Genomic DNA, 19,764 nt, shown 5'->3' on the forward strand with positions numbered 1-19,764 from the left:
GCCCGCTGGCTTCGGCAGGGCCTCTCGGTCGTCGCCTCCGACTATCAGCGCCTCGGCGGCGCCCGGGCCGTATTGCCGACGAGGTGATCATCACGGGCAAGTCGCAGAGCTTAACCTCGTCAATCGGCGCCAGCCGCCTCGCGGCCGAGTACGCGCCAGACCTGGAGCTGCGCGCCGCCATCGCGGTGGTAGCGGTTAGTGGCGCCGCAGATCTGGCGATTAAGTTCAGCGATTGATGAGTGATCAGACAGCCGACCGACCCCACATCGCTCCAGGCACCACTGACCTGGAACGGGCCAGCAGGAGCCCCCGAACGGGAATCCAAAGGCGATCAAGCGGCTGCATGCAGCCGAATGCTGTTCGCGTACGCCGGGACGCCGGGCTCATTCACCTTCCGATTGGTCGAGCGGTATTTCCCTGACGGCTGCCTCCGCAAGAAGCTCGAAGACGGCCGCGCCACCGCGAAATGGACCGGCACGATAGGCGTTCAACACAAGCTGCAGCCGCTTCTGGACCTTTTCATTGGTGCCTCCCGCGTGCAGTCTCTCCCGCTGAAGACAGTACTTCCTGTGCTTTTCGATGGTATCCATCTGCTGACGGGTCACCCGGAAGTGATGCAGGAGGCCAAAAGCCTGGTCGTTGAAGCCTTCGCGCTGAAGTTCGTCCAGGAGTTCGATCGTGCGTTTCGGAGATGCCATGAGTTGCATTCGGACAGTTCAGATGAATGCCGTAGCAGCAGCCGTCCAGTCAGGCGCTCGGCGCCGCCCAGGCCGCTGCCAATGGTTGACGGCAAGGGTCCCGCCTGAGCCGACAGGACTCCGAAGAATGTGACCTATCGTTATCTCGGATGCCAGCATCCATTTGCCGGATGGCAAACCGAAGCCGGCCAATAGCCCTCGCCGGCCATCAGGCCCGCATCGCCACCATCACCGAGTACGCCTTCACCACGGCCGTGGCGGCTTGGCCTACCGCGATGCCGAGGGCATCGATGGCATCGTTGGTGACGCTGGCCGTGATCACCGCGCCGCCAGGCAGCGTCAGGCCCACGAGCGAGGAGACGGCGCCGCGCTCGACGCGCGAGACGGTGCCGGCGAACTGGTTGCGTGCCGAGAGCTGGTAGCCGGCGAAGTCGGTCACCAGCACCACGGCCGAGGACTTGACGAGCGCGATCGCCTCCTTGCCCACGGCCGCCTGCAGCCGCGTGGCCGCGGCGCTGGTCATGGTGGCGACGATCTCCTGGCCGCCGGCCAGGGCGATGGTCAGTTGGGTGGTGACGGGGCCGGCCTCGACGGCGCTGACGGTGCCGGCGAACTGGTTGCGGGCGGTGGTCTTCATGGCGATTCTCCGGAGAAGGCCGGCCAGGGCCGGCTGTTGGATGAGCAGGGCTTCCTGCTCGCGCAGGAAGTCGGCATGGGCGCTCTGCAGGCCGCGCCAGGCGGCCAGCAGCGAATGGCCAGCCGGCGTGAGCTGCGAGCCGCCGCCGCCTTTGCCGCCAGTGGCGCGCGCCAGCAGCGGCTCGTTGGCCAGGTTGGAGGCCGTCTCCAGCAGCAGCCACGCGCCCTTGTAGCTGTAGCCCGCGGTGCGCGCCGCGCGGTTGATGGAGCCGGTGCTGTCGATGGCTTCGAGCAGGGCGAAGAAGCGCGCGTCCAGCCGCCCGGCCAGGCGCAGCTCGCCATGCAGCAGCGTGGCGTCAGCCATGGGCGGCTCCCAGCAGGCGGCGCACCGCGGCGGCCTGCGGCGGCTCGGCCGCGCGCGCGGCGGCACCGAGCAGCTCCAGCTCGACGCCGGTGCCCCGCGCCACGTCCACCTGCCGCACGGCACGGCCCTGCTCGATGAGCACCGCCTCCTCCGCCAGCGCCAGCACGTCGTCCACGTCGTGCGTGATCATCAGCACGGGCAACTGCCAGCGGGCGCAGACCGCGGCCAGTTCCTGCCGCAGGTCGTGGCGCAGCATGGGATTGAGGGCGGCGAAAGGCTCGTCGAGCAGCAGCACCTGCGGCTCGCAGGCCAGGGCACGGGCCAGGGCCACGCGCTGCTGCTGGCCGCCGGACAACGCCGATGGACGTGCATCGGCCATGGCCTCCAGGCCGAAGCTGGCCAGCAGTTCATCCACACGCCGTGCCGCGCGCGCATCCAGCCGGCGGCGCCACCAGGTGGTCAGGCCGAAGGCGATGTTCTGCCGCACGCTCAGGTGCGGGAACAGCGCGTAGTGCTGGAACAGGTAGCCCACGCGGCGCTGCTGCGTCGGCAGGTCGATGCCCGCCTCGGCATCGAAGAGCGTGCGCCCGCCGATGCGCACATGGCCGCGCTCGGGCCGCAGCAGGCCGGCCACCGCCTGCAGCGTGAGCGACTTGCCCGCGCCCGAGGGGCCGTACAGCGCCACCATGCGCGCCTGGCTGCGAAAGCACGTGTGCAGCGCGAAGCGGCGCTGGCCGTCGCTCACGGCCAGTTGCAGGTCGACATCGATCAACGCCATCAGGAGGGCTGGCCGAAGCCGTACTTGTTCAGCACCTCCATCGCGGGCGGCGTCGACAGGAACTGGATGAACGCCTTCGCCAGCGCCTTCTGGCGGCTTTCGCTCACCACCACGATGGGATAGCTCACCAGCGTGTGGCCGGTGGCGGTGAAGGCGATCTTCACCTTGTCGCCGCCGATGGCGGCGTCGGTGCGGTAGACGAAGCCGGCATCGACCTCGCCGCGCGCCACATAGTCGAGCACCTGGCGCACGCTGTCGGCGTAGACGAACTTGGGCTCCAGCGTGGTCCACAGGCCGGCCGCATCCAGCGATTCCTTGGTGTAGCGGCCCACCGGCACGGTGGCGGTCTTGCCGATGGCGATGCGCTTGACGGCGGCGCCGGCCAGGTCCTTGGCCGAGGTCAGGGCCGGTCCGCCCTGCGCGGGTACCACGGCCACCACGGTGTTGAGGGCGAAGTCCCGCTTGCTGTCGGCGTCGAAGAGCTTCTTCTCGATGCCCTGCGTCACCGTGGCCTGGTCGGCACTGGCGAAGACATCCACTGGCGCGCCCTGGGCGATCTGCTGGATCAGCGTGCCCGAGGCCGCGAAGTTGAAGACCAGCTTCGCGCCCGGATGGCTGGCCTCGAACCGGGGCCCGAGTTCCTTGAAGGCATTGGTCAGGCTGGCTGCGGCCGAGACCGTGAGCTGCTGGGCCGCGGCCAGCGCCGGCAGCGCTGCCAGGGCCAGCACGGCGAGCCCTCGACGGGTAAAGCGGGCCAGGGACAAGGGACGGGACATGGTCAGACTCCTTTTCAACAGATGCGACAGACTCGACAAAGACGATGAATGGGGATGTGGTCGGCGTGCGGGGCCGCTCAACGCAGCGACAGGAAGCGGTTGGACACGACCAGCAGCGCCACCGACAGCACCGAGGTGACCAGCACCAGCAGCAGCGCCATGCGGTCCTCGCCGGCCTGGACGGCGTCGTAGATGGCCATGGACAGGGTCTGGGTCTTGCCGGGGATGGAGCCCGCCACCATCAGCGAGGCGCCGAATTCGCCCATCGCGCGGGCAAAGGCCAGCAGCGTGCCGGCCAGGATGCCGGGCCAGGCCAGCGGCAGCGTCACACGCACGAAGCTGCTCCAGGCCGACTGGCGCAGCGTGCGGGCCGCGGCCTCCAGGCTGCGGTCCACGCCGCCGAAGGCGGCGCTGGCCGACTTGAGCACCAGCGGCAGGGCCACCACGGCCGAGGCGACGACGGCCCCGTGCCAGTTGAAGACGATCGTGTAGCCGAAGTACTCGTACAGCCAGCCGCCCACCACGCTGCGCCGTCCGGCCAGAACGAGGATGGCGTAGCCGATCACCGTGGGCGGCAGCACCAGGGGCAGGATGCAGATCGCCTCCAGCAGGCTGCTGCCGGCAAAGCGCCGGCGGGCGAACAGCCAGCCCAGCGCCGTGCCCGCAACCAGGGCCAGCACGGTCGCCACGCCCGCCACCTTGAGCGACAGGAACAGCGGGTGCCAGTCGGTGGCCTGGAGGCTTTGCGACAGATCCGACAGCGCGGACGGAGGGCTTTGCGACATTTGCTACGTAGTCCAGTACATAACGATGGGGGTGCAATATACGCGCCAGCGTTGTGAAGCACGTCACACGGCGAGCGCCACGTCCCGCATGAACAGCGACAGGGCCTCGCGTGCCGCCGCAGGCGCGTGCACGGCCGGCTTGAGCAACAGCAGGTGCGGCCCCAGCTGCGCCTGCAGCGTGCGCAGCCGGGCCGCGCAATGGGCCGGATCGCCGATCACGGCATTGGCCAGGATGGTGTCGTCGTCGGCATCGGGCCGGAACATCGGCGGCCTGCCCTGCGCCCCGAATTCCACGCCCATCAACTGCGGATAGGCGCGCACGGCGGCCAGCCCGTGCGCGACGGCCCGGTCATGGTCGGGCTCGCAGTGAAAGAAGCGGGCGATGGCAAAGCGCCAGTTCTGCGGTCGGGCGCCGCGCTCGGGCGCGATGGCCGCCGCCACCTTGGCCAGGTCGGCCGAAGGCGTCGCCATGAGGCCATGGCCCTCCACGGCCGCCAGGCGCAGCGCCTCGGGGCTCAGGCTGGCCAGCCACACGGGCACCGGCTGCTGCAGCGGACGCGGATGCACGGACAGGCCGTGGCTGCGGTAGTGGCGTCCATCGAAATCGACCGCATCCTCGCGCCACAGGCGGCGGATGAAGGCCAGGGCCTCCAGCAGGCGTTCGCGCGCCTCGGCTTCCGAGGGCACGCCCGCATGCCGGTACTGGGCCGGAAAGGGCCCGCCGCGCGCCACGCCGAATTCCATGCGTCCGCCGCTGAGCAGATCCAGCGCAGCCATGTCCTCGGCCACCCGCACCGGGTCGTTCGGGGGCAGGAGCGCGGCGCCCGTGCCCAGGCGGATACGCCGCGTGCGCGCCGCCAGTTGGGCCAGCAGCACCATGAGCGCGCTGCCGATGGCGAAGCGGCTGTGGTGATGCTCGGCCACCCAGACGGAATGAAAGCCCAGGGCCTCGGCCAGCTCGCCGGTGAGCAGGGTCTGCGCCAGGGCGTCGCGCGGGTCGCCGTCGGGGTCTTCCACGTTGAGGAAGACGCCGTAGCGCGAGCCCGCAGGCGCGGTGGCGGTGCCTGTGGCGGGAGCCGGGTTCGTGCTTGGCGGAAGGGCGCTCATCGCCCGCCTCCTGCTGCGGGCGCCGCTTCCAGGAACCAGCTGCGCACGGTGTCGTAGGGATAGCGGGTCAGGCCCGCATGGCGGCTGCGCGGCGCCATCAGGTGCACCGACAGGGGCTCGGCCCAGCGCCAGAAGTCGGCCCGCAGGCCGGGCGTCCAGCCGGCGTCGTCGAAGGCATGCCAGAGCTGCACCAGCCAGAGCTCGCGGCCCTCCTCGTCCAGCAGCAGCGGCAGGCCCGAGCCGGCGCGCAGCCGCGCGTGCCGGCCGCTGTAGAAGAGCGGCCCGCCGCAGGACTCGACCACGAAGTCGGCCACACGCTGCTCCACACAGCCGGCGCACCGGCCCGCGCGGGCGAAGAGCGGCGTGCGGCACAGCCGCTGCATGTGCAGGTGCACCAGCCGGCGCAGGCCCTCCTCGCTGCACTGGGCCAGCAGCCGGTGCGCCGGCTGGGGCAGCAGCGGCAGGCACGGTGCCTCGGCAAAGGCCGCCCCGGCCCCCGGCGAATCGCCGGCCGGCCAGTGGAGCGTGAGATAACAGGCCCGGTCGCAGGGCACCCAGCGGGCGCCACGGGACACAGGTTGGGCGGATTGGAAGGCGGACATGGCGGCTTCGTTGGTTTTGTCAGGACAGGCGACGTGTTATGTAGTTCACTACATCGCGTTAGCCGTCCTAGTGCAAGCCGCGTGCCCGGCGCGTCAGATCCGCGCCCGGCCGTCCTCCGGCCCGAAGCACAGGCCATGGTCGCTGCACACGCCGCAACTGGGCGACTTGCAGACGAAGACCTGCTCGCGCTCGCACAGCTGCTTGTAGAAGAACTTCTTCCACTTCATGTCGCCCGTGTTGCGGGCCGCGAGCGCGGGGAACCAGCCGCCGATCAGCGCCGAGAGTTCGCGACGCGAGGGCAGGAACAGGTCCTGCCACAGGTGGTTGCCGCCCAGGCTGGCGCAGGCCAGCGCATGGGCGACGGCCGGTCCGTCCTCGGGCGGGCCAGCCGCGGGAGACAGGTGGTCGAGCAGCAGCGCCACGAGGTCGTCCACCTCGTCCTGACGCGGCTCGGCGCGGTCGGCGCCGTCGAGCGCCAGCCAGTCCAGCCCGAGCGCCAGGTCGGCGCCGGGAAAGCGGCGGTCCATCACCGCGCGCGTGGCCGCGGCCGGCAGGCCCGCGAGGGGCAACCATTGCGTGCCATGGTCCGCGAAGGCCGCGCCGATGACACCGGCCAGCGCCAGGCTGGCCGGCTCGCCGCGTTGCGGGGCACAGGCCAGCAGCAGGACGCGGGGATGCAGGGCCTGGGCATTCATCGCCGGGCGGTCCTCACACCTGCGCCGCGGCGTGCGTGTAGCACTTCTTGGGGCAGATCTTGGCGCAGGCCGTGCAGCCGATGCACAGCTCCTGGTGGGCGATGGTCATCACCTTGCGCTCGTACTCGTCGTCCTCGTCGTCGTCACCGGAGAGGGCGATGTGCTCGCCCTCGTCGTCCAGGCCGACGAGTTCGAGCACGCCGCGCGGGCAGACCTTGAAACAGCGGCCGCAGCCGATGCACTTGTCTTCGTCCAGTTCGGCGACGAAGGTGGGCGTCCAGGTGGCGCCGCTGGGCAGGGTGACGTTGAAGGTGGTCATGGCTGGCTCGGGGCTGGCGGTGTGCGTGGCGTCAGGCCGCTGCGGCGGCAGAGGCCTTCCGGGCCGCCATCAGCGCGGCATGGGCCTCGTGGCAGCGCTGGGCCACCTCCAGGATGCGCTCCCAGTTGGTGGGCAGCTCCTCGGACAGATCATGCAGGTCCATCTTGGCCTGCACGGCCTGGGCGTTGAGCTTCTTGAGGCGGGCTTTCAGTTCTTCTGCGGTCTCGGCCATGGCTCATGCTCCGTAGTTGGCAACGTCCGGGTAGGTGCGGATCATCTGGACGGCCTCGTCCAGGAACTTGCCGCCGGCTTCCGCCAGCTTGGCCAGCGACGGAAAGCCGAAGCGGTGCACGTCGCGCAGCTGCTTGTTGACCACCACCAGCCGCCCGGCGATGAGCACCATGCGGCCGAAGCCCTCGTGGCTCATCTTCATCATGGGCGAGACCATCTGCTTCGTCTCGCGTTCGATGGCCACGGCAATGGCGTTGTAGAACAGTTCCAGGTGCCACAGCGTCTCGGGGTCGGGGTCGCCCATGATCGGAATGGCACGCCGCTCCTCGGGCGTGAGGATGTAGGGCTTGAGCAGCTGCAGGTCGCTCTTGCCCTCCCAGGTGCCGTGGGTGTCCTGGGCGCGCAGCTGCTTGATGAGCTGCTGCACGAAGGGCGACGCCAGGTGCGCCGCGTCGTTGTCGTCGGCCGCCGGGGCGGCGGCCAGGGTTGCTTCTTCAGCCATGGGAGTGGGCTTCCTCTTCGTCCTCGAAATCGAAGGCACGGCCGCTGTCCTTGGCCAGCGCCTTGCGCAGCCAGGGCGGCGGCGTGCCCTTGAGCACGTCCTGGAGCTTGTCCAGGATCTCTGCAATGGGTTCGGGCTGCGGCACCTTGATCGGATGGATCTTCAGCGCCACCACCCGCGCCGCGCCCGAGCCGCCGATCGCCGCCACATACAGGATGGCGCAGTCGCGGATGGCGTCCAGCTTGGGGGCGAGCTTGTCCTCGTCGCCGTCCTCCTCCAGCTTGCCGCCGAAGTCGAAGCTTTCGACGAAGCGGTGGCCCTCGGGCGTGACCTCGTACACGACGATGGCCTTGGCCCAGCCGAAGTGGGCGTCGACATGGACCTTGTCCTGGGTGGCGAATGCGATCTTCATGGGGACTCCGTGGCGTGGAAAAGAGGTCGCTCAGGCGCTGGCGGCGGCCACGGCCGCGTGGTCGCCGCAGCCGCAGCCCGTGCCGCAGCCGGCCTCCGCCTGCGGCACGGGCTGCGCCGCGCGCAGGGCCTCGGGCGTGAGCGGCCAGTCGCCTTCGTGGTGGTGCGGGATCTGCTCGATCATCAGGTTGGCGATCTCGAAGATCAGGTTCATCGTGCCGCGGTAGCCCACATAGCGGCGGTGCGAGTTGCCGATGCGGTCGAACACCGGAAAGCCCACTCGGAAGAAGGGCTTGCCCAGCCGCTCGGCCATCTGCCGGCCATGCGAGTGCGTGACCAGCAGCTCGCAGCCCGCCTCGGCCGCAGCGCGCTCCATGTCCTCCAGGTCGCCGATCACCACCTGCGCGGCCGGCAGCAGCGCGTGCGCGGCCGAGGGCGTGGTGCTGACGCACACCTTCAGCTCGGCGCCCATCTCGTGCAGCAGACTGCCCACGGCGAGCAGCAGGTCGGGCTCGGCGCCGATCGCCACCTTGGTGCCGCCGGTGTAGAAGTGGCCGTCGAGCATCGCGTCCAGCAGCTGGCTGCGCTGGCGGCGGTACTTGGCCGGCACGGGACGTCCGCTGATCTGCGCCAGCCGCTGCATCAGGCGGTCGTTGCAGGCCAGGCCCGTAAGTCGCTCGTAGACCTCGAAGGGCGTGCCGGCGATGTCCTGCAGCGCCTTGGCGGCATCGCGCATCTGCTCGCCCACCGCCAGCGTGAAGGCCGAGGCGCCCGCGGCGCGGATCTCTTCCACCGTCGTGCCGCCCAGCGTGGTGCCGCGCCAGTCGGGCGCGATGTGCCCGTCGAGCGAACCCGAGATGTCGGGCAGCACCACGGCCGTGAGGCCGAAGGCCTCGACGATCTCGCGCAGCTCGTCGATGTCCGCCGGCGACAGGTGGCTGCCCGGCAGCAGCGTGAGCTGCGCGGCCACCGTGGGCAGCGGCTTGACCATCGCCCGCACGATGCCGGCGACGGCGTGGCGGTAGCCGTCCTCGAAGGCGCCCACGTAGTCGGGCGTGGAGACGTAGACGATCTCGGTGTCCGCCAGCTCGGGCTTGCGCTGGCGCACGATGGCGAGGAAGCCCTCCACGTCGTCGCCCTTGGTCTCGGTGAGGCCGGTGGAGCAGATGGCGATGATGCGCGGCGCCGCGCGCTGGTGGATGTTCATCAGTGCGGACTCGATGTTCTCGTAGCCGCCGAGGATGGTGGTCACCTCGTTCATTGCCGTGGTCTGCAGCGGGATGCCTTCCTTGAAGTGCCGCACCAGCAGCACCAGCCCGAAGGAGGTGCAGCCCTGCGAGCCGTGCATCACGGGCATGCAGGCATCCAGCCCCATGAAGGCGAAGCTCGCCCCCAGCGGCTGGCTCATCTTGAGCGGGTTGACCGCGCAGGCTTTCTTCGACTCGACGACCTCGGCCATGGTGCGGCTCCTCAGGCGGGCATTTCGTCGAGGGTCAGGCCCATGGCGCTGCGCGCCACGTCGGCCAGGAAGGCCAGGCCCGGCAGCGGCGTGCAGTCGGCCAGGACCACAGGCTGCGGGGCCTGCGGCGGGATGGGCGCAGGCGCCGGCACCGGGGTGCCCGCCGCCACCGCGCCCAGGCTCTCGCCGTCGTCGCCCCAGGGCGCCGGAATGCGCACCTGCTGCCACACGGGGTTGGAGAGCGCGCGGTCCACCTGGTGCACGAGCTCCACCATGCCCTCGTAGCCGCCGTAGGGGTAGTAGCGCTCCTGGTTGATGTCCAGCCAGGGCATGCGGGCCTTGAGCGCCACGAACTGCGAGCGACCGCCCGACAGCATGATGTCGGCCTTGGCATCGCGCAGCATGGTGTACATCTGCCGCGGCGTCATGTCGTCGATCATGTGGGCGTCGTCGCCCATGATCTCCTTGATCTTCTCCTTGTCTTCCTTGGTCGACTTCTTGATGCTGGTGCCCACCACCTCGATCCCCGCCTCCTGCAGGGCCGATACCACCGACCACGACTTCACGCCGCCGGTGATCAGCAGCGCCCGTTTGCCGGCCAGGCGCTCGCGGTAGGCGGCGATGCGCTTCCAGGCGCGGGCTTCCTCGACCTCGATCAGCCGCTCGGTGCGCTCGATCAGGTCTTCGGGCGCGCCCTGGCGCACCAGCAGCCGCGCGATGTTGCGCAGCGTCTCGCTCATGTCCGAAATGCCGTAGAACGAGCCTTCGAAGTACGGGATGCCCCAGCGCTGCTCCATGCGGGTGGCGATGTTGATCATCGACTTGGAGCACACCATCATGTTCACCTTGGCGCGGTGGCTGCTGGCGATCTCGTTGTAGCGGCCGTCGCCCGAGATGCACGAGAGCACGCGCACGCCCAGCGCATCGAGCAGCGGCTTGGTCTGCCACAGCTCGCCCACCAGGTTGTACTCGCCGATGATGTTGATGTCGTAGGGGGTCGTGTACTCGGGCTCGCGGGTGCCGATCACGTAGTCCAGCACCGATTCGCCGCCCAGCTTGTTGCCCAGGTTCTTGGGCCCCGCGAAGCCGGGCGAGTTGACCGGGATCACCGGCTTGCCGAACTTCTCGCTGGCGCGCTTGCACACGGCCTCGATGTCGTCGCCGATCAGCGCCGTGACGCAGGTCTGGTAGACGAAGACCGCGGGCGGGTCGTACTTCTCGATGATCTCGCGCACGCTCTTGAACAGGCGCTTCTCGCCGCCGTAGATCACGTCCAGTTCGTTGATGTCGGTGGTGAAGCCGGTGCGGTAGAGCTGCGAGCCGCTGCTGGCGCTGTGCCGGTTGTCCCAGGAGTTGCCTTCGCAGGCGATGGGGCCGTGCACGAGGTGCGCCACGTCCACGATGGGCTGCAGCGCGATCTTGGCGCCATCGAAGGCGCAGCCGCCAGCCGCAGCGCCGGGCGACAGCTGCTTGGTGCAGCCCTTCTTCTTTTCCTTGGCGCCCTTGGCCTGGTTCTTGTCGCAGCCGGGCTCGTCGAACACCTGGGCGATCTTGGCTTTGAGCGAGGGGGACATCGGGAGGCTCCTTGCACGTGGCGTGGGTGAGGCCTTCATTGCAGGTTCGGTGCCAGCCGCAATGCGTTGGAAAGCCAACGCAGAAGCGGCAATCGCGCCTGTCTTCAGCGCCGCCTGTGGCAGGTTTGAAGCAATCGCGACATTCGCGCTGCCGGCATGTGACACACGGGCCCGTTCCTATAATCCGCGCCTTCCGCGAGGCCCTTCCGGGCCCGCATCCCGCGCCAGCCAGCCGCTGCCAGCCGCGCATCTCCTCCTCCTGGAGTCCGGCTGTGCCTACCCTGCCCTCCCGCCACCCGTCGCCGCGGCGCAAGCGCGCCCTTCCCCGTTCCACGCGCCGCACCGCCTGGCCGCTGGCCGTGGCGCTCGCCAGTCCCCTGCCGACGTGGGCCCAGGCCACTGCCGCCACTGCCGATCCGCAGCTGCCCGCGGTGCAGGTGGAAGAGCAACGGGTGCCCGACCTGCGGCAGGACGGCTCGGCCGCCAGCGGCTACCGGGCGCGCACCGCCGCACAGATCGGGCCACTGGACGCCCGGCCGCTGCTGGACACGCCCTACTCCGTCCACGTCGTGCCGCAGGCATTGATGGAGAACCTGCAGGCCACCAAGCCCGACGATGTGCTGCGCATCAACCCCGTCACCCAGCTCACCACGCCGCAGTCCCGCTTCTTCACGGGTGTGACGGTGCGCGGCTTCAACCTGGGCGCCACCAAGCGCATCGACGGCATGCCCAACACCAACATGGTCAGCGTCGACATGGAGGACAAGGAGCGGCTGGAGGTGCTCACCGGCCTCTCCGGCTTTCTCTGGGGTGCGGGCAACGTGGGCGGCACGCTCAACTACGTGCTCAAGCGGCCCACCTACGAGCCCCTGCGCAGCGTGACGGCGGGCGTGACCGAGGGCAGCAACGGCTACCTGCATGGCGACTTCGGCGGCCGCATCGACGAGGGCGGCAAGCTGGCCTACCGGCTGAACGTCGTCGGCCAGGACGGCGACACCGCCACCGACCACCAGTCGATCCGGCGCGGCCTGGTCAGCGGCGCCCTCGACTGGAACCTGAGCGACCGGCTGCAGGTGCAGTTCGACGCCTCGCGCAGCGTCTACCGCATGCGCGGCAGCGAGGCCTACTGGAGCGCCGCCACGGGCGCCAGCTATCCCGCGGCCGACCTTGCCCGCAGCAACTTCTACGGCCAGCCCTTCACGCTGACCGACACCGCGCAGGACCATGTCGCCAGCCGCGTGCGCTGGCAGCTGGGCGACAGCGTGGTGCTGCGTGCGGGGGTGGCCCGCCGCACCAGCCGCTCCGACCTGGTGGTGGCCAACAACACCTTCATCGCCGGCGGCAACGGCAACTACCGGGTACAGACCAGCGCCTGGGAATACCCCGACTACCTCAACCAGGGTGCCTACGCCTATGCCGACTGGCGCTTCGCCACCGGGCCGGTGCAGCACACCCTGACCGCCGGCTGGTCGGCCGACCGCACCACCGCCACCAACTACCGCTCGTCCGCCGGTGGCTGGACCACCCTGACGAGCACGCCGGTCAGCTTCGGCCAGCCCGTCTATCTGGCCGACCCCGGCCTCTCGCCCACCGGCAGCAAGTACCTGGCCCAGCGCACGCTGCGCCGCAATGTGCTGCTGGGCGACGACATCCGCTTCAACGACCAGTGGTCGGCCCTCGTCGGCGTGAACCAGGCCGGCATCCTCGACACCGGCTACGACGCCACCCGCACCAGCACCAGCCGCTACGACGACAGCCGCGTCACGCCGACGGCCGCGCTCATCTACAAGCCCGTGCCCTGGCTGTCGCTCTACGGCAGCACCATGCGCAGCCTGGAACAGGGCGGCGTGGCCGCGGCCACCTACAACGGCCGCCTGGTGAGCAACGCCGGCGCAGTGATGGCGCCGCTCCAGAGCAGGCAGGTCGAGCTGGGCCTGAAGGCCGAAGCCCGCGACGTGCTGTGGACGGCGGCCCTCTTCAAGATCGACAAGGGCCTGCAGTACTACGACGTCAGCGGCAGCGGCCCTGTGACCTATGTGCAGGACGGCCGGCAGGTGCACCAGGGCCTGGAGTTCACCGCCACGGGCAAACCGATGCGCGGCCTGACGGTGGTGGGAGGGCTGACACTGCTGGACGCCAAGGTCAAGGAGAACCGTCAATCGCCCGCTCTGGAAGGCAAGACGCCCATGAACGTGGCCGAGCGCACCGCCAAGCTCTACCTCGAGTACGACCTGGACGGCGTGCCCGGCCTGACGCTCACCGGCGGCGCCTTCTACACCGGCCCGCAGTACGCCGACGCGGCGAACACGCAGCGCCTGCCCGGCTTCGCCACCTTCGACCTGGGACTTCGCTACGCCCTGCGCGCCGCCGGGCTTCCGGTGACGCTGCGGCTGAACGTGGCCAACGTGGCGGACAAGCGCTACTGGCTCAATGCCAACTACCTGGGCAGCCCGCGCACGGTGGCACTGTCGGGGCAGATCAAGTTCTAGGCAGGCGGCCTTCCGCCCGCCGGGCGCCGCTCAGCGCGAACCCGACGATCCCCCCAGCGCGCGCGCCACCGCCAGCGCACGCGCCTGCGGATCGGCCCCCGCCCGTGCGAAGGCGGCCAGCGCACGCCGGATGCGCGGCGCCTTGGCGTAGTCGGCTTCGCCGTGGCCGGCATAGGCCGAGAAGTCGCAGATGCACACCTGCAGCAGCTGCTCGAAGCGCTCGGGCCGCTCCACCGCCTCCACCCGCGCCAGCAGCTCGGCGATGGGACCGGCGCGCATGTCGCTGGCGCGGTGCACGCGATCGGCCTCGGCAATGGCCAGATCCGCCAGGTCCAGCACCTCGGGCGGCAGCGCCATGCGCCCGGCCAGGTCCCGCAGCCGGGCCTGGCCGCGCAGTTCGTGGCCCACATGGCTGGGCCAGCAGTGCGGCGGCGTGCCCGCCATGCCGAACTTGTGGGCCAGCACCGCGAAGCGCACCGCCAGCGGTGCATGGCGCCGTGCGGCCAGGGCCAGGGCGCGCAGCTGGTGCTCGCCGACGTCCACCGGCAGGGGCTCGTCCGACAGGTGGGGCACGCCGAAGAGCGCGTCCAGCTCCGGCAGGAAGCGCCGGAGCCCGGCGCAGGCCCGCAGCGCCAGGAAGAAGCCCGCCGGGTAGGGCGACTGCAGCGCCCGCTGCAGGGCCGCGCCGGCCTGCTCGGGCGTCAGCCGCTCGATGGCGTCGCGCTGCACGGCACTCACCATCAGTGCGAGGTCCGCCGCATCCGGCGCCGCGCCCGCGCTCTGGGCGGCACCCAGCGCGAGGCGGATCAGCTGCTGCCCCACCGCGGAGGACGCGCGCGACCAACTCATGGTCAGCGAACCCTCAATCGTCCAGCAGCGGCCGGACCTCGTCGACCATGTCGGCCAGGATGTGCTTGGCGTCGTCGAAGCCCGCGCTCATCGGCACCACGATCACGCCCAGCAGGCCGAAGCGCTCGCCCAGGTGACGCAGCGCCTGCGCCACCTCGGCATGGCTGCCGACCAGGCTGCGCGCCAGCATCGCCGGGGCTGCGTCGGCGCCGGCGCGCCAGTGCGCGAAGGGCTGTGCCAGGGCCAGCGCCGCCTCGCGCGTGGCGGCGGGGCAGGCGAAGCGTGCCAGCAGCACGCCAGGGCCGGCCGATCCGCCCGCCTCGCGGAAGGCGGCAATCAGTGCCTCCACAGCCGCCTCGTCCAGCTCGGCCGGCAGCCACAGGCCCAGCCCGCGGGCGGCGGCCTGCCGCGCGGCCTCGGCACTGTCGACCACGGCCCAGGCCGGCACCGGCACGCCCGGGGCTGCCGGGATCAGGGGTCGACCCTGCCCTGCCAGCCTGGCCTGCAGCGCAGCCAGCGACGCCGTCGCATCCGTGTAGGCGCCGCGCGCATCGGCCGCCAGCGCCAACCGGCCCCGACTGAGCAGCGAGGCCGTCGCCAGGCTCTGCGCCAGTGCCTCGGCCTCGTGCCGCGAGGGCCGCACCACGGCGCCGATGCGCGCCTTGGACGTCACGCCCGCCAGATGCCCCACCAGCGCCTCGACCGCCGTGCTGGGATGCGCCGGGTCGTCCGCACACTCGGCCAGCCAGATGTCGTCGAAGCCCATCCGGTCGGCCTCCCGCACCAGCACGAACTGCCGGATCAGCGCCCGCCCGTCCTCGCCGGTGGGGTTCTCGAACAGGCACAAGGCACCCAGACGCAGTTTCATGGCAGGTTCCAGGATCTCAATACGCGTTTTCGAACCAGACAGGCTCGATGCGCCGCAGCTGCTCGATCAGGTGCACGGTGGTCGGCAGCAGCGACCGCACGGCATACCACACGGCCTCCCGGCGCGGCTGGGCGTCGGCCTCGAGCAGGCCGCACAGGGCCTGCCAGCCGCGCCAGTCCACCCACGCCAGGCGTGTCTGCAGCGCCGGCGACAGGTGCGCCAGCGTCTGGGCCACCGTCAGCAGATGGGTCTCCACATGCTGCAGGGTGTTGGGGCTGGCGAAGAGCTCCGCCTCGTCCTGCATCTCGCAGGTAAGCCGGTCCACGGCGTCCGCGCACTGGCGCACGATGTCGCATTGCAGGTGAGGCAGCATGGTGTTCCTCGAAGAAGGTGCTGGCGATCAGGCGCCGGCCGGCGTGAGCGCACGGAACATGGCGCAGCGCAGGAAGGCCTCCTCCGTCGCCGGCACACCCTTGTGGCCGCAGTACTTGGCGACCAGCTTGGCCAGGCCCTTGATGTCGCGGCCGGTGGCCTCGGGAAAGAGCGCGGGCAGCCGCTGCAGCAGCGCGGCATCCAGCACCAGGCCGAACTGCTCGCCCATGACCTGCCAGATGCGCAGCCGCGCCGCCTCGTCCGGCGCGTGGTAGCGAATCAGCGCGATGCAGCGCGAGATGATGGCCTCGTCGATGTCGTCGATGCGGTTGGTGGTCAGGAACAGCAGGCCGCTGAAGTACTCCAGCACGCGCAGGAACACGCCCACCACCGCGTTCATGGCCAGGTCGTCGTCGCGGCGCTTGATGTAGACGTCGGCCTCGTCGATCAGCAGCACGGCGCCCCAGCGCTGGGCGCGCAGCAGCACCTCCTTGAGGGCGCTCTCCATGGTCGAGACGTTCAGGCCGAGCTGGCCCGAGTGCACCCGGTACAGCGGCAGGCGCACGATCTCGGCATAGACCTCGGCGGTGAGGGTCTTGCCCACGCCCGGCGGGCCCGCGCACAGCACGGTGGTACCGCCGGACTTGCCGGCCACGATGTCGTCCATCAGCACGTCCATCTCGGCGGTGAGGATGTCGATCAGGTCGGTCTGTTCGGGCGGCAGTACCAGCTTGTGCTTCAGGGCGGGCTGATAGGCATAGGGCTGCAGTTCGTCCACATGCACCCAGAGGTGGTGGTGCAGCTCCAGGTGGAACATCAGCATCAGCGGATGCACCGGCAGCTGGGTGAACAGCCCGGGCCGGTCGCGGCGCAGTTCCTCCGCCAGGGCCTTGACCTCGTCCTCGGCGTCGTACTGGCTGCTCTTGGCGGCCTTGCCCAGGTAGCCGGCCAGCAGCGTGCCGGGCGCCTCCAGCGTGGGGTTGCGCTGCTGCAGCACGCCTTCGTCGTTCACCAGCCGGGCCGGCTGGCCCTGGGCGCTGAGCACGATCACGTCCTTGCGCAGCCAGTCGCTGTCGCGATGGGTGGCGGTGGGGTCCTCGGCGTGGAAGCCGGTGCCGCTGCCCAGGAACTGGCTGCCGTACTCGCCGCGCCACTCGAAGTAGCGTTCGGCCGTGGCGTCGTAGGCATCCATCAGCGCCGGGGTTTCGCGCATCAGGCCGCGCGCGAGCAGCATCCGGGCGATGGTGCGGCCCTCGACGTCGGCGCCGGCCAGCCGCAGGGTCTGGGTGATGAGGCCGCCGCGCGCGTTGGCCTTCATCTCGACGAAGACCTTGCCGGTCTCGTCGTTGCTGGCGGGCACGAAGTCGATGCGGGTCGGGCACCAGGCCAGGGGTCGGCTGTCGGTGTCGGCGCTGAAAAGCCAGCCGCGCCGGGCACCGGCGGCGATGTGCCGCACCAGCGCCGGCACCACCTGCTCAAGCCTGTCGGCGGTGAAGCGCTCCGCATCGGGCTCCTCCAGTGCATCGCGCAGGCAGCGCAGCTGCACGGCACGTCGCCGCTGGTGCTCGCCGCCGGTCTGCCACAGCTCGCCCAGGCGATCGAGCGCCACGGGGTGGAGCTGGGCCAGGCCGATCTCGGCATGCGCGCCGAAGCGCAGCTGGTCGGCCAACATCGCCAGCTCGGGAAACTCGCTGGCGAGCTGCTGGGCGTGCGGTCGTTCGATGCGCAGCTTCATGGCCCGTGTCCGGTCAGTTGTCGTCGGCGAGTATTTCCAGCTCGACCAGTTGCCGGTAGAGGGCGCGCCGGGCCCACCAGCGCGCATCGCCGGCCAGCCGCGGGTCGTGGCCCTCGAAGGCGGCCACCGCCTCGGTGTCGCTCCAGTAGATGCACGGCTGGGCGCCGCGCGCCGCGATGGCGGCCGCCAGGGCGTCGCGCTCGCTCACCGGCACGGACTGCAGCACGCCGCGGCCCAGCAGGTGATCGGCGCGGTACAGAGGGGTGTCCCAGCCGTGCTCGTCACCCAGGCCGCAGATGGCGGGCAGTGCCGCGCGGGCCGCATCCCCGGGCCCGTCGTGGCCATGGGCCTGCAGCAGTTCGCGCGCCGTGAGCACGTCGTGGATCTCGCAGGGCTGCAGCGCGTCGGTCGCAGCGACCTTGCGGGCCAGGTCCTCGTCGTCATAGGCAAACCAGGCATGCGGCTCGCCGGCGTCCGGCTGTTCGACGACGTAGATCATGGTGGGGCCTCGGGCAGTGCCGGACGGACGGCTCACTCCACGCCTTCGGCGTGCGCCTTGGCCCACACGGCCTTGCTGATGCGCTGGGTGATGCCAGCCGGACTGGAATCGAACACCCGCTGCGCGGCCAGCAGCGCGCCCTGCGCGATGGCCGCCTGCTCGTGCGTCAGCGGCAGCCGGCCCGCCACATGCGTGGCGCCCGGCACGGCACGCAGGATGGCCTGCCGGTTGGGGTGTTCGAGGATCTCGACCAGGTGCTCGGCCTCGCGCACCCCAGCCAGGCACACCCAGCCATCGATCACTTCGACCTTGCGGCCGTCTTCCGTGGTCTTGACCCACACGCGTTCGGGTTCGGACATGGGCGATCCTCGATTCGGTGAAGAAGTGAAGCCAGGCGCCAGGCCGGCCGCGAAGGCCGGCCGGCGTCCTCAGCGGATGATGTCGTAGCTGTAGTCCGTCTTGCCCGGCACGATGGTGTTCGCGTCCAGGGTCTCGAAGAACTCGTCCAGCAGCATCACCAGCGTGCGCAGCGCACCGTCGTAGCCCCAGGTGGGATAGCGGTGGTAGTGGTGGCGGTCGAAGATCGGGAAGGTCATGCGCACCAGCGGCGTCTTGGTGTCGCGCTCCAGGTACTTGCCGTAGGTGTTGCCGATCAGGAAGTCCACCGGCTCGGTGAACAGCAGCGAGCGCATGTGCCACAGGTCGCGCTTGGGATAGACCTTGCAGTTGGCACCGTAGGGCGAGGCGTCGAACAGCGCCTGCACCTTGGCGGCCCAGTCGTCGTTGCCGTTGGTGGCCAGCACGTGGGCCGGCTCGGCGCCCAGTTCCAGCAGGAAACGGGTGGTGCCCAGCATCTGGTCCGGATCGCCGTACAGGGCGAAGCGCTTGCCGTGCAGATGGGCCTGGCTGTCGGCCATGGCGTCCACCAGCTGGCCGCGCTCCTTCTCCAGCTCGGCCGGGATCGGCTTGCCGGTCAGGCGCGAGATGGCCATCAGGAATTCGTCGGTGCCGGCCACGCCCATGGGCGCGTTGAGCACCACGACTTCCTGGCCGTGCTCGGCGATGAACTTGGAGGTCTTCTCGCAGCAGTATTCCTGGAAGACGATGGTCGCCTTGGCGTGCAGTGCAGCCTCGACCTCTTCCTTGGTGGTGCCGCCCTCGTACATGCGGAACTCGCCGTCGGTGGGCGTGTTCCAGGTCTCGGAGGGGTCGCAGATGATGTTGGCCTTCACGCCGAACAGGCTGAAGATGCGACGGATCTCCTTCATGTTGCCCACGACGAAGCCGTCGAAGCCGCCGATGAAGTTGATGCTCTCGTTGGGAACGCGCTCCAGCTTCGGCGCCGTGCCGGCCTTGCCGTCCCAGAAGTGCTTGAGGATGCCCAGCAGCGCGTTGTCGTAGCCGGTGATGTGGCTGCCGACGAAGGCCGGCGTGTGCGCGAAGGGCACGTCGTAGGCCTCGGGCACGCTGCCCTTCTGCTTGCTGTTCTTGATGAAGGCGTCCAGGTCGTCGCCGATCACTTCCGCCATGCAGGTGGTGCTGACGGCGATCATCTCGGGCTTGTACAGGTTGTAGGCGTTGGCCAGGCCGTCGATCATGTTGTTCAGGCCGCCGAACACCGCCGCGTCCTCGGTCATCGAGGAGCTGACGCAGGAGGTGGGCTCCTTGAAGTGGCGGCTGAAGTGGCTGCGGTAGTAGGCCACGCAGCCCTGCGAGCCGTGCACGAACGACAGCGTCTTGTGGAAACCGTTGGCCACGTACACCGCACCCAGCGGCTGGCAGGCCTTGGCCGGATTCACGGTCAGCGAATCGCGGGCGAAGTTCTTCTCTTTGTAGTCCTCGGTCTTGGTCCACTCGATGACCTGCTTGATCTTGTCATCGGGGTGGTTGAACTCGAACTCTTCCTTCTTGCGTTTGAAGATGTCCTGGTATTCCGGCTCGCGGAACAGCAGTTCGTGGTCGAGGATCTTGTCGGCGGATTGGGGCATGGCGGGCTCCGATGGAAAAGAGGTCG

23 protein-coding genes are annotated in these 19,764 nt (G+C 69.9%); 2 read left to right on the plus strand and 21 right to left on the minus strand.

The annotated features are described in order from the left end of the window. Positions 1-83: 83 nt before the first annotated feature. Positions 84-236: a hypothetical protein gene (locus KBC94_RS08425; RefSeq protein WP_294368623.1), complete on the plus strand. Its 153-nt coding sequence runs from the start codon at positions 84-86 to the stop codon at positions 234-236. A gap of 147 nt (positions 237-383) precedes the next feature. Here KBC94_RS08425 and KBC94_RS08430 read toward each other — a convergent pair whose 3' ends face one another. The 14 genes from KBC94_RS08430 to nifE all read right to left on the minus strand — a co-directional run bounded on the left by KBC94_RS08430 (position 384) and on the right by nifE (position 10,938). Then, positions 384-707 (minus strand): hypothetical protein, encoded by a 324-nt coding sequence (locus KBC94_RS08430; protein WP_294368625.1) that lies wholly within the window; start codon positions 705-707, stop codon positions 384-386. A gap of 199 nt (positions 708-906) precedes the next feature. After that, positions 907-1,698, minus strand: a complete 792-nt coding sequence (locus KBC94_RS08435; RefSeq protein WP_294368628.1) for a TOBE domain-containing protein — start codon at positions 1,696-1,698, stop codon at positions 907-909. Further along, on the minus strand, positions 1,691-2,476 hold the full coding sequence (locus KBC94_RS08440) for an ATP-binding cassette domain-containing protein (protein WP_294368631.1): 786 nt from the start codon (positions 2,474-2,476) through the stop codon (positions 1,691-1,693). The genes KBC94_RS08435 and KBC94_RS08440 overlap by 8 nt, the downstream gene beginning before the upstream one ends. After that, a complete protein-coding gene (modA, locus tag KBC94_RS08445; RefSeq protein ID WP_294368632.1) occupies positions 2,476-3,252 on the minus strand; it encodes a molybdate ABC transporter substrate-binding protein in 777 nt (258 codons plus the stop codon). Before modA ends, KBC94_RS08440 begins: the two co-directional genes overlap by 1 nt. A gap of 77 nt (positions 3,253-3,329) precedes the next feature. After that, positions 3,330-4,037: a molybdate ABC transporter permease subunit gene (gene modB, locus KBC94_RS08450; RefSeq protein WP_294368635.1), complete on the minus strand. Its 708-nt coding sequence runs from the start codon at positions 4,035-4,037 to the stop codon at positions 3,330-3,332. Positions 4,038-4,100: 63 nt separating this feature from the next. After that, positions 4,101-5,144: an LLM class flavin-dependent oxidoreductase gene (locus tag KBC94_RS08455; protein ID WP_294368637.1), complete on the minus strand. Its 1,044-nt coding sequence runs from the start codon at positions 5,142-5,144 to the stop codon at positions 4,101-4,103. Further along, a complete protein-coding gene (locus KBC94_RS08460) occupies positions 5,141-5,746 on the minus strand; it encodes an oxygen-binding protein (RefSeq protein ID WP_294368640.1) in 606 nt (201 codons plus the stop codon). Before KBC94_RS08460 ends, KBC94_RS08455 begins: the two co-directional genes overlap by 4 nt. A gap of 93 nt (positions 5,747-5,839) precedes the next feature. Further along, the gene (locus tag KBC94_RS08465; protein ID WP_294368643.1) at positions 5,840-6,442 is read right to left on the minus strand and encodes a nitrogen fixation protein NifQ; all 603 of its coding nucleotides are present in this window, start codon (positions 6,440-6,442) and stop codon (positions 5,840-5,842) included. 13 nt (positions 6,443-6,455) lie between these two features. Beyond that, positions 6,456-6,761: a ferredoxin III, nif-specific gene (fdxB, locus tag KBC94_RS08470; protein ID WP_294368645.1), complete on the minus strand. Its 306-nt coding sequence runs from the start codon at positions 6,759-6,761 to the stop codon at positions 6,456-6,458. A gap of 31 nt (positions 6,762-6,792) precedes the next feature. Further along, positions 6,793-6,993 carry a CCE_0567 family metalloprotein gene (locus KBC94_RS08475; protein ID WP_294368647.1) on the minus strand — a complete coding sequence of 67 codons (201 nt, stop codon included), beginning with the start codon at positions 6,991-6,993 and terminating at the stop codon, positions 6,793-6,795. A 3-nt stretch (positions 6,994-6,996) separates the two neighbouring features. Continuing rightward, a complete protein-coding gene (locus KBC94_RS08480) occupies positions 6,997-7,494 on the minus strand; it encodes a NifX-associated nitrogen fixation protein (RefSeq protein ID WP_294368650.1) in 498 nt (165 codons plus the stop codon). Further along, entirely contained in the window at positions 7,487-7,906 is a 420-nt protein-coding gene (nifX, locus tag KBC94_RS08485) for a nitrogen fixation protein NifX (protein ID WP_294368652.1), read from the minus strand. Before nifX ends, KBC94_RS08480 begins: the two co-directional genes overlap by 8 nt. Before the next feature lie 30 nt (positions 7,907-7,936). Further along, positions 7,937-9,364: a nitrogenase iron-molybdenum cofactor biosynthesis protein NifN gene (gene nifN / locus KBC94_RS08490; RefSeq protein ID WP_294368654.1), complete on the minus strand. Its 1,428-nt coding sequence runs from the start codon at positions 9,362-9,364 to the stop codon at positions 7,937-7,939. An 11-nt stretch (positions 9,365-9,375) separates the two neighbouring features. Continuing rightward, a complete protein-coding gene (nifE, locus tag KBC94_RS08495) occupies positions 9,376-10,938 on the minus strand; it encodes a nitrogenase iron-molybdenum cofactor biosynthesis protein NifE (protein ID WP_294368656.1) in 1,563 nt (520 codons plus the stop codon). A gap of 272 nt (positions 10,939-11,210) precedes the next feature. Here nifE and KBC94_RS08500 point away from each other — a divergent pair, with 272 nt between their 5' ends. Continuing rightward, positions 11,211-13,427 (plus strand): TonB-dependent siderophore receptor, encoded by a 2,217-nt coding sequence (locus KBC94_RS08500; RefSeq protein WP_294368659.1) that lies wholly within the window; start codon positions 11,211-11,213, stop codon positions 13,425-13,427. A gap of 30 nt (positions 13,428-13,457) precedes the next feature. Here the strand turns inward: KBC94_RS08500 and KBC94_RS08505 are convergent, their stop codons facing one another. From KBC94_RS08505 to nifK, 7 genes are all read right to left on the minus strand, one after another. Further along, the gene (locus KBC94_RS08505; RefSeq protein WP_294368662.1) at positions 13,458-14,276 is read right to left on the minus strand and encodes a hypothetical protein; all 819 of its coding nucleotides are present in this window, start codon (positions 14,274-14,276) and stop codon (positions 13,458-13,460) included. Positions 14,277-14,289: 13 nt separating this feature from the next. Next, positions 14,290-15,144 carry an LLM class flavin-dependent oxidoreductase gene (locus KBC94_RS08510; protein ID WP_294368664.1) on the minus strand — a complete coding sequence of 285 codons (855 nt, stop codon included), beginning with the start codon at positions 15,142-15,144 and terminating at the stop codon, positions 14,290-14,292. A 16-nt stretch (positions 15,145-15,160) separates the two neighbouring features. After that, entirely contained in the window at positions 15,161-15,517 is a 357-nt protein-coding gene (locus KBC94_RS08515) for a hypothetical protein (RefSeq protein WP_294368667.1), read from the minus strand. Between the two features lie 27 nt (positions 15,518-15,544). Next, positions 15,545-17,251, minus strand: coding sequence for an ATP-binding protein (locus KBC94_RS08520; RefSeq protein WP_294368671.1), 1,707 nt, complete (start codon positions 17,249-17,251; stop codon positions 15,545-15,547). A 13-nt stretch (positions 17,252-17,264) separates the two neighbouring features. Then, entirely contained in the window at positions 17,265-17,750 is a 486-nt protein-coding gene (locus KBC94_RS08525; RefSeq protein WP_294368673.1) for a hypothetical protein, read from the minus strand. A 32-nt stretch (positions 17,751-17,782) separates the two neighbouring features. After that, the gene (locus KBC94_RS08530; RefSeq protein ID WP_017757469.1) at positions 17,783-18,109 is read right to left on the minus strand and encodes a hypothetical protein; all 327 of its coding nucleotides are present in this window, start codon (positions 18,107-18,109) and stop codon (positions 17,783-17,785) included. A gap of 69 nt (positions 18,110-18,178) precedes the next feature. Next, positions 18,179-19,738 (minus strand): nitrogenase molybdenum-iron protein subunit beta, encoded by a 1,560-nt coding sequence (nifK, locus tag KBC94_RS08535; RefSeq protein WP_294368682.1) that lies wholly within the window; start codon positions 19,736-19,738, stop codon positions 18,179-18,181. Positions 19,739-19,764 lie beyond the last annotated feature (26 nt).

Origin of the sequence: Pseudacidovorax sp., from assembly GCF_017991995.1 — a bacterium.
Taxonomy (GTDB): domain Bacteria; phylum Pseudomonadota; class Gammaproteobacteria; order Burkholderiales; family Burkholderiaceae_C; genus Xenophilus.

Coding starts and splice junctions, on each gene's coding strand:
- nifX (WP_294368652.1), bottom strand. CDS start 7,906: ATGAAGATCGCATTCGCCACCCAGGACAAGGTCCATGTCGACGCCCAC.
- KBC94_RS08435 (WP_294368628.1), bottom strand. CDS start 1,698: ATGGCTGACGCCACGCTGCTGCATGGCGAGCTGCGCCTGGCCGGGCGG.
- KBC94_RS08515 (WP_294368667.1), bottom strand. CDS start 15,517: ATGCTGCCTCACCTGCAATGCGACATCGTGCGCCAGTGCGCGGACGCC.
- KBC94_RS08520 (WP_294368671.1), bottom strand. CDS start 17,251: ATGAAGCTGCGCATCGAACGACCGCACGCCCAGCAGCTCGCCAGCGAG.
- KBC94_RS08465 (WP_294368643.1), bottom strand. CDS start 6,442: ATGAATGCCCAGGCCCTGCATCCCCGCGTCCTGCTGCTGGCCTGTGCC.
- KBC94_RS08525 (WP_294368673.1), bottom strand. CDS start 17,750: ATGATCTACGTCGTCGAACAGCCGGACGCCGGCGAGCCGCATGCCTGG.
- KBC94_RS08440 (WP_294368631.1), bottom strand. CDS start 2,476: ATGGCGTTGATCGATGTCGACCTGCAACTGGCCGTGAGCGACGGCCAG.
- KBC94_RS08460 (WP_294368640.1), bottom strand. CDS start 5,746: ATGTCCGCCTTCCAATCCGCCCAACCTGTGTCCCGTGGCGCCCGCTGG.
- KBC94_RS08475 (WP_294368647.1), bottom strand. CDS start 6,993: ATGGCCGAGACCGCAGAAGAACTGAAAGCCCGCCTCAAGAAGCTCAAC.
- KBC94_RS08530 (WP_017757469.1), bottom strand. CDS start 18,109: ATGTCCGAACCCGAACGCGTGTGGGTCAAGACCACGGAAGACGGCCGC.
- KBC94_RS08505 (WP_294368662.1), bottom strand. CDS start 14,276: ATGAGTTGGTCGCGCGCGTCCTCCGCGGTGGGGCAGCAGCTGATCCGC.
- modA (WP_294368632.1), bottom strand. CDS start 3,252: ATGTCCCGTCCCTTGTCCCTGGCCCGCTTTACCCGTCGAGGGCTCGCC.
- fdxB (WP_294368645.1), bottom strand. CDS start 6,761: ATGACCACCTTCAACGTCACCCTGCCCAGCGGCGCCACCTGGACGCCC.
- nifK (WP_294368682.1), bottom strand. CDS start 19,738: ATGCCCCAATCCGCCGACAAGATCCTCGACCACGAACTGCTGTTCCGC.
- modB (WP_294368635.1), bottom strand. CDS start 4,037: ATGTCGCAAAGCCCTCCGTCCGCGCTGTCGGATCTGTCGCAAAGCCTC.
- KBC94_RS08510 (WP_294368664.1), bottom strand. CDS start 15,144: ATGAAACTGCGTCTGGGTGCCTTGTGCCTGTTCGAGAACCCCACCGGC.
- nifN (WP_294368654.1), bottom strand. CDS start 9,364: ATGGCCGAGGTCGTCGAGTCGAAGAAAGCCTGCGCGGTCAACCCGCTC.
- KBC94_RS08480 (WP_294368650.1), bottom strand. CDS start 7,494: ATGGCTGAAGAAGCAACCCTGGCCGCCGCCCCGGCGGCCGACGACAAC.
- KBC94_RS08430 (WP_294368625.1), bottom strand. CDS start 707: ATGCAACTCATGGCATCTCCGAAACGCACGATCGAACTCCTGGACGAA.
- nifE (WP_294368656.1), bottom strand. CDS start 10,938: ATGTCCCCCTCGCTCAAAGCCAAGATCGCCCAGGTGTTCGACGAGCCC.
- KBC94_RS08455 (WP_294368637.1), bottom strand. CDS start 5,144: ATGAGCGCCCTTCCGCCAAGCACGAACCCGGCTCCCGCCACAGGCACC.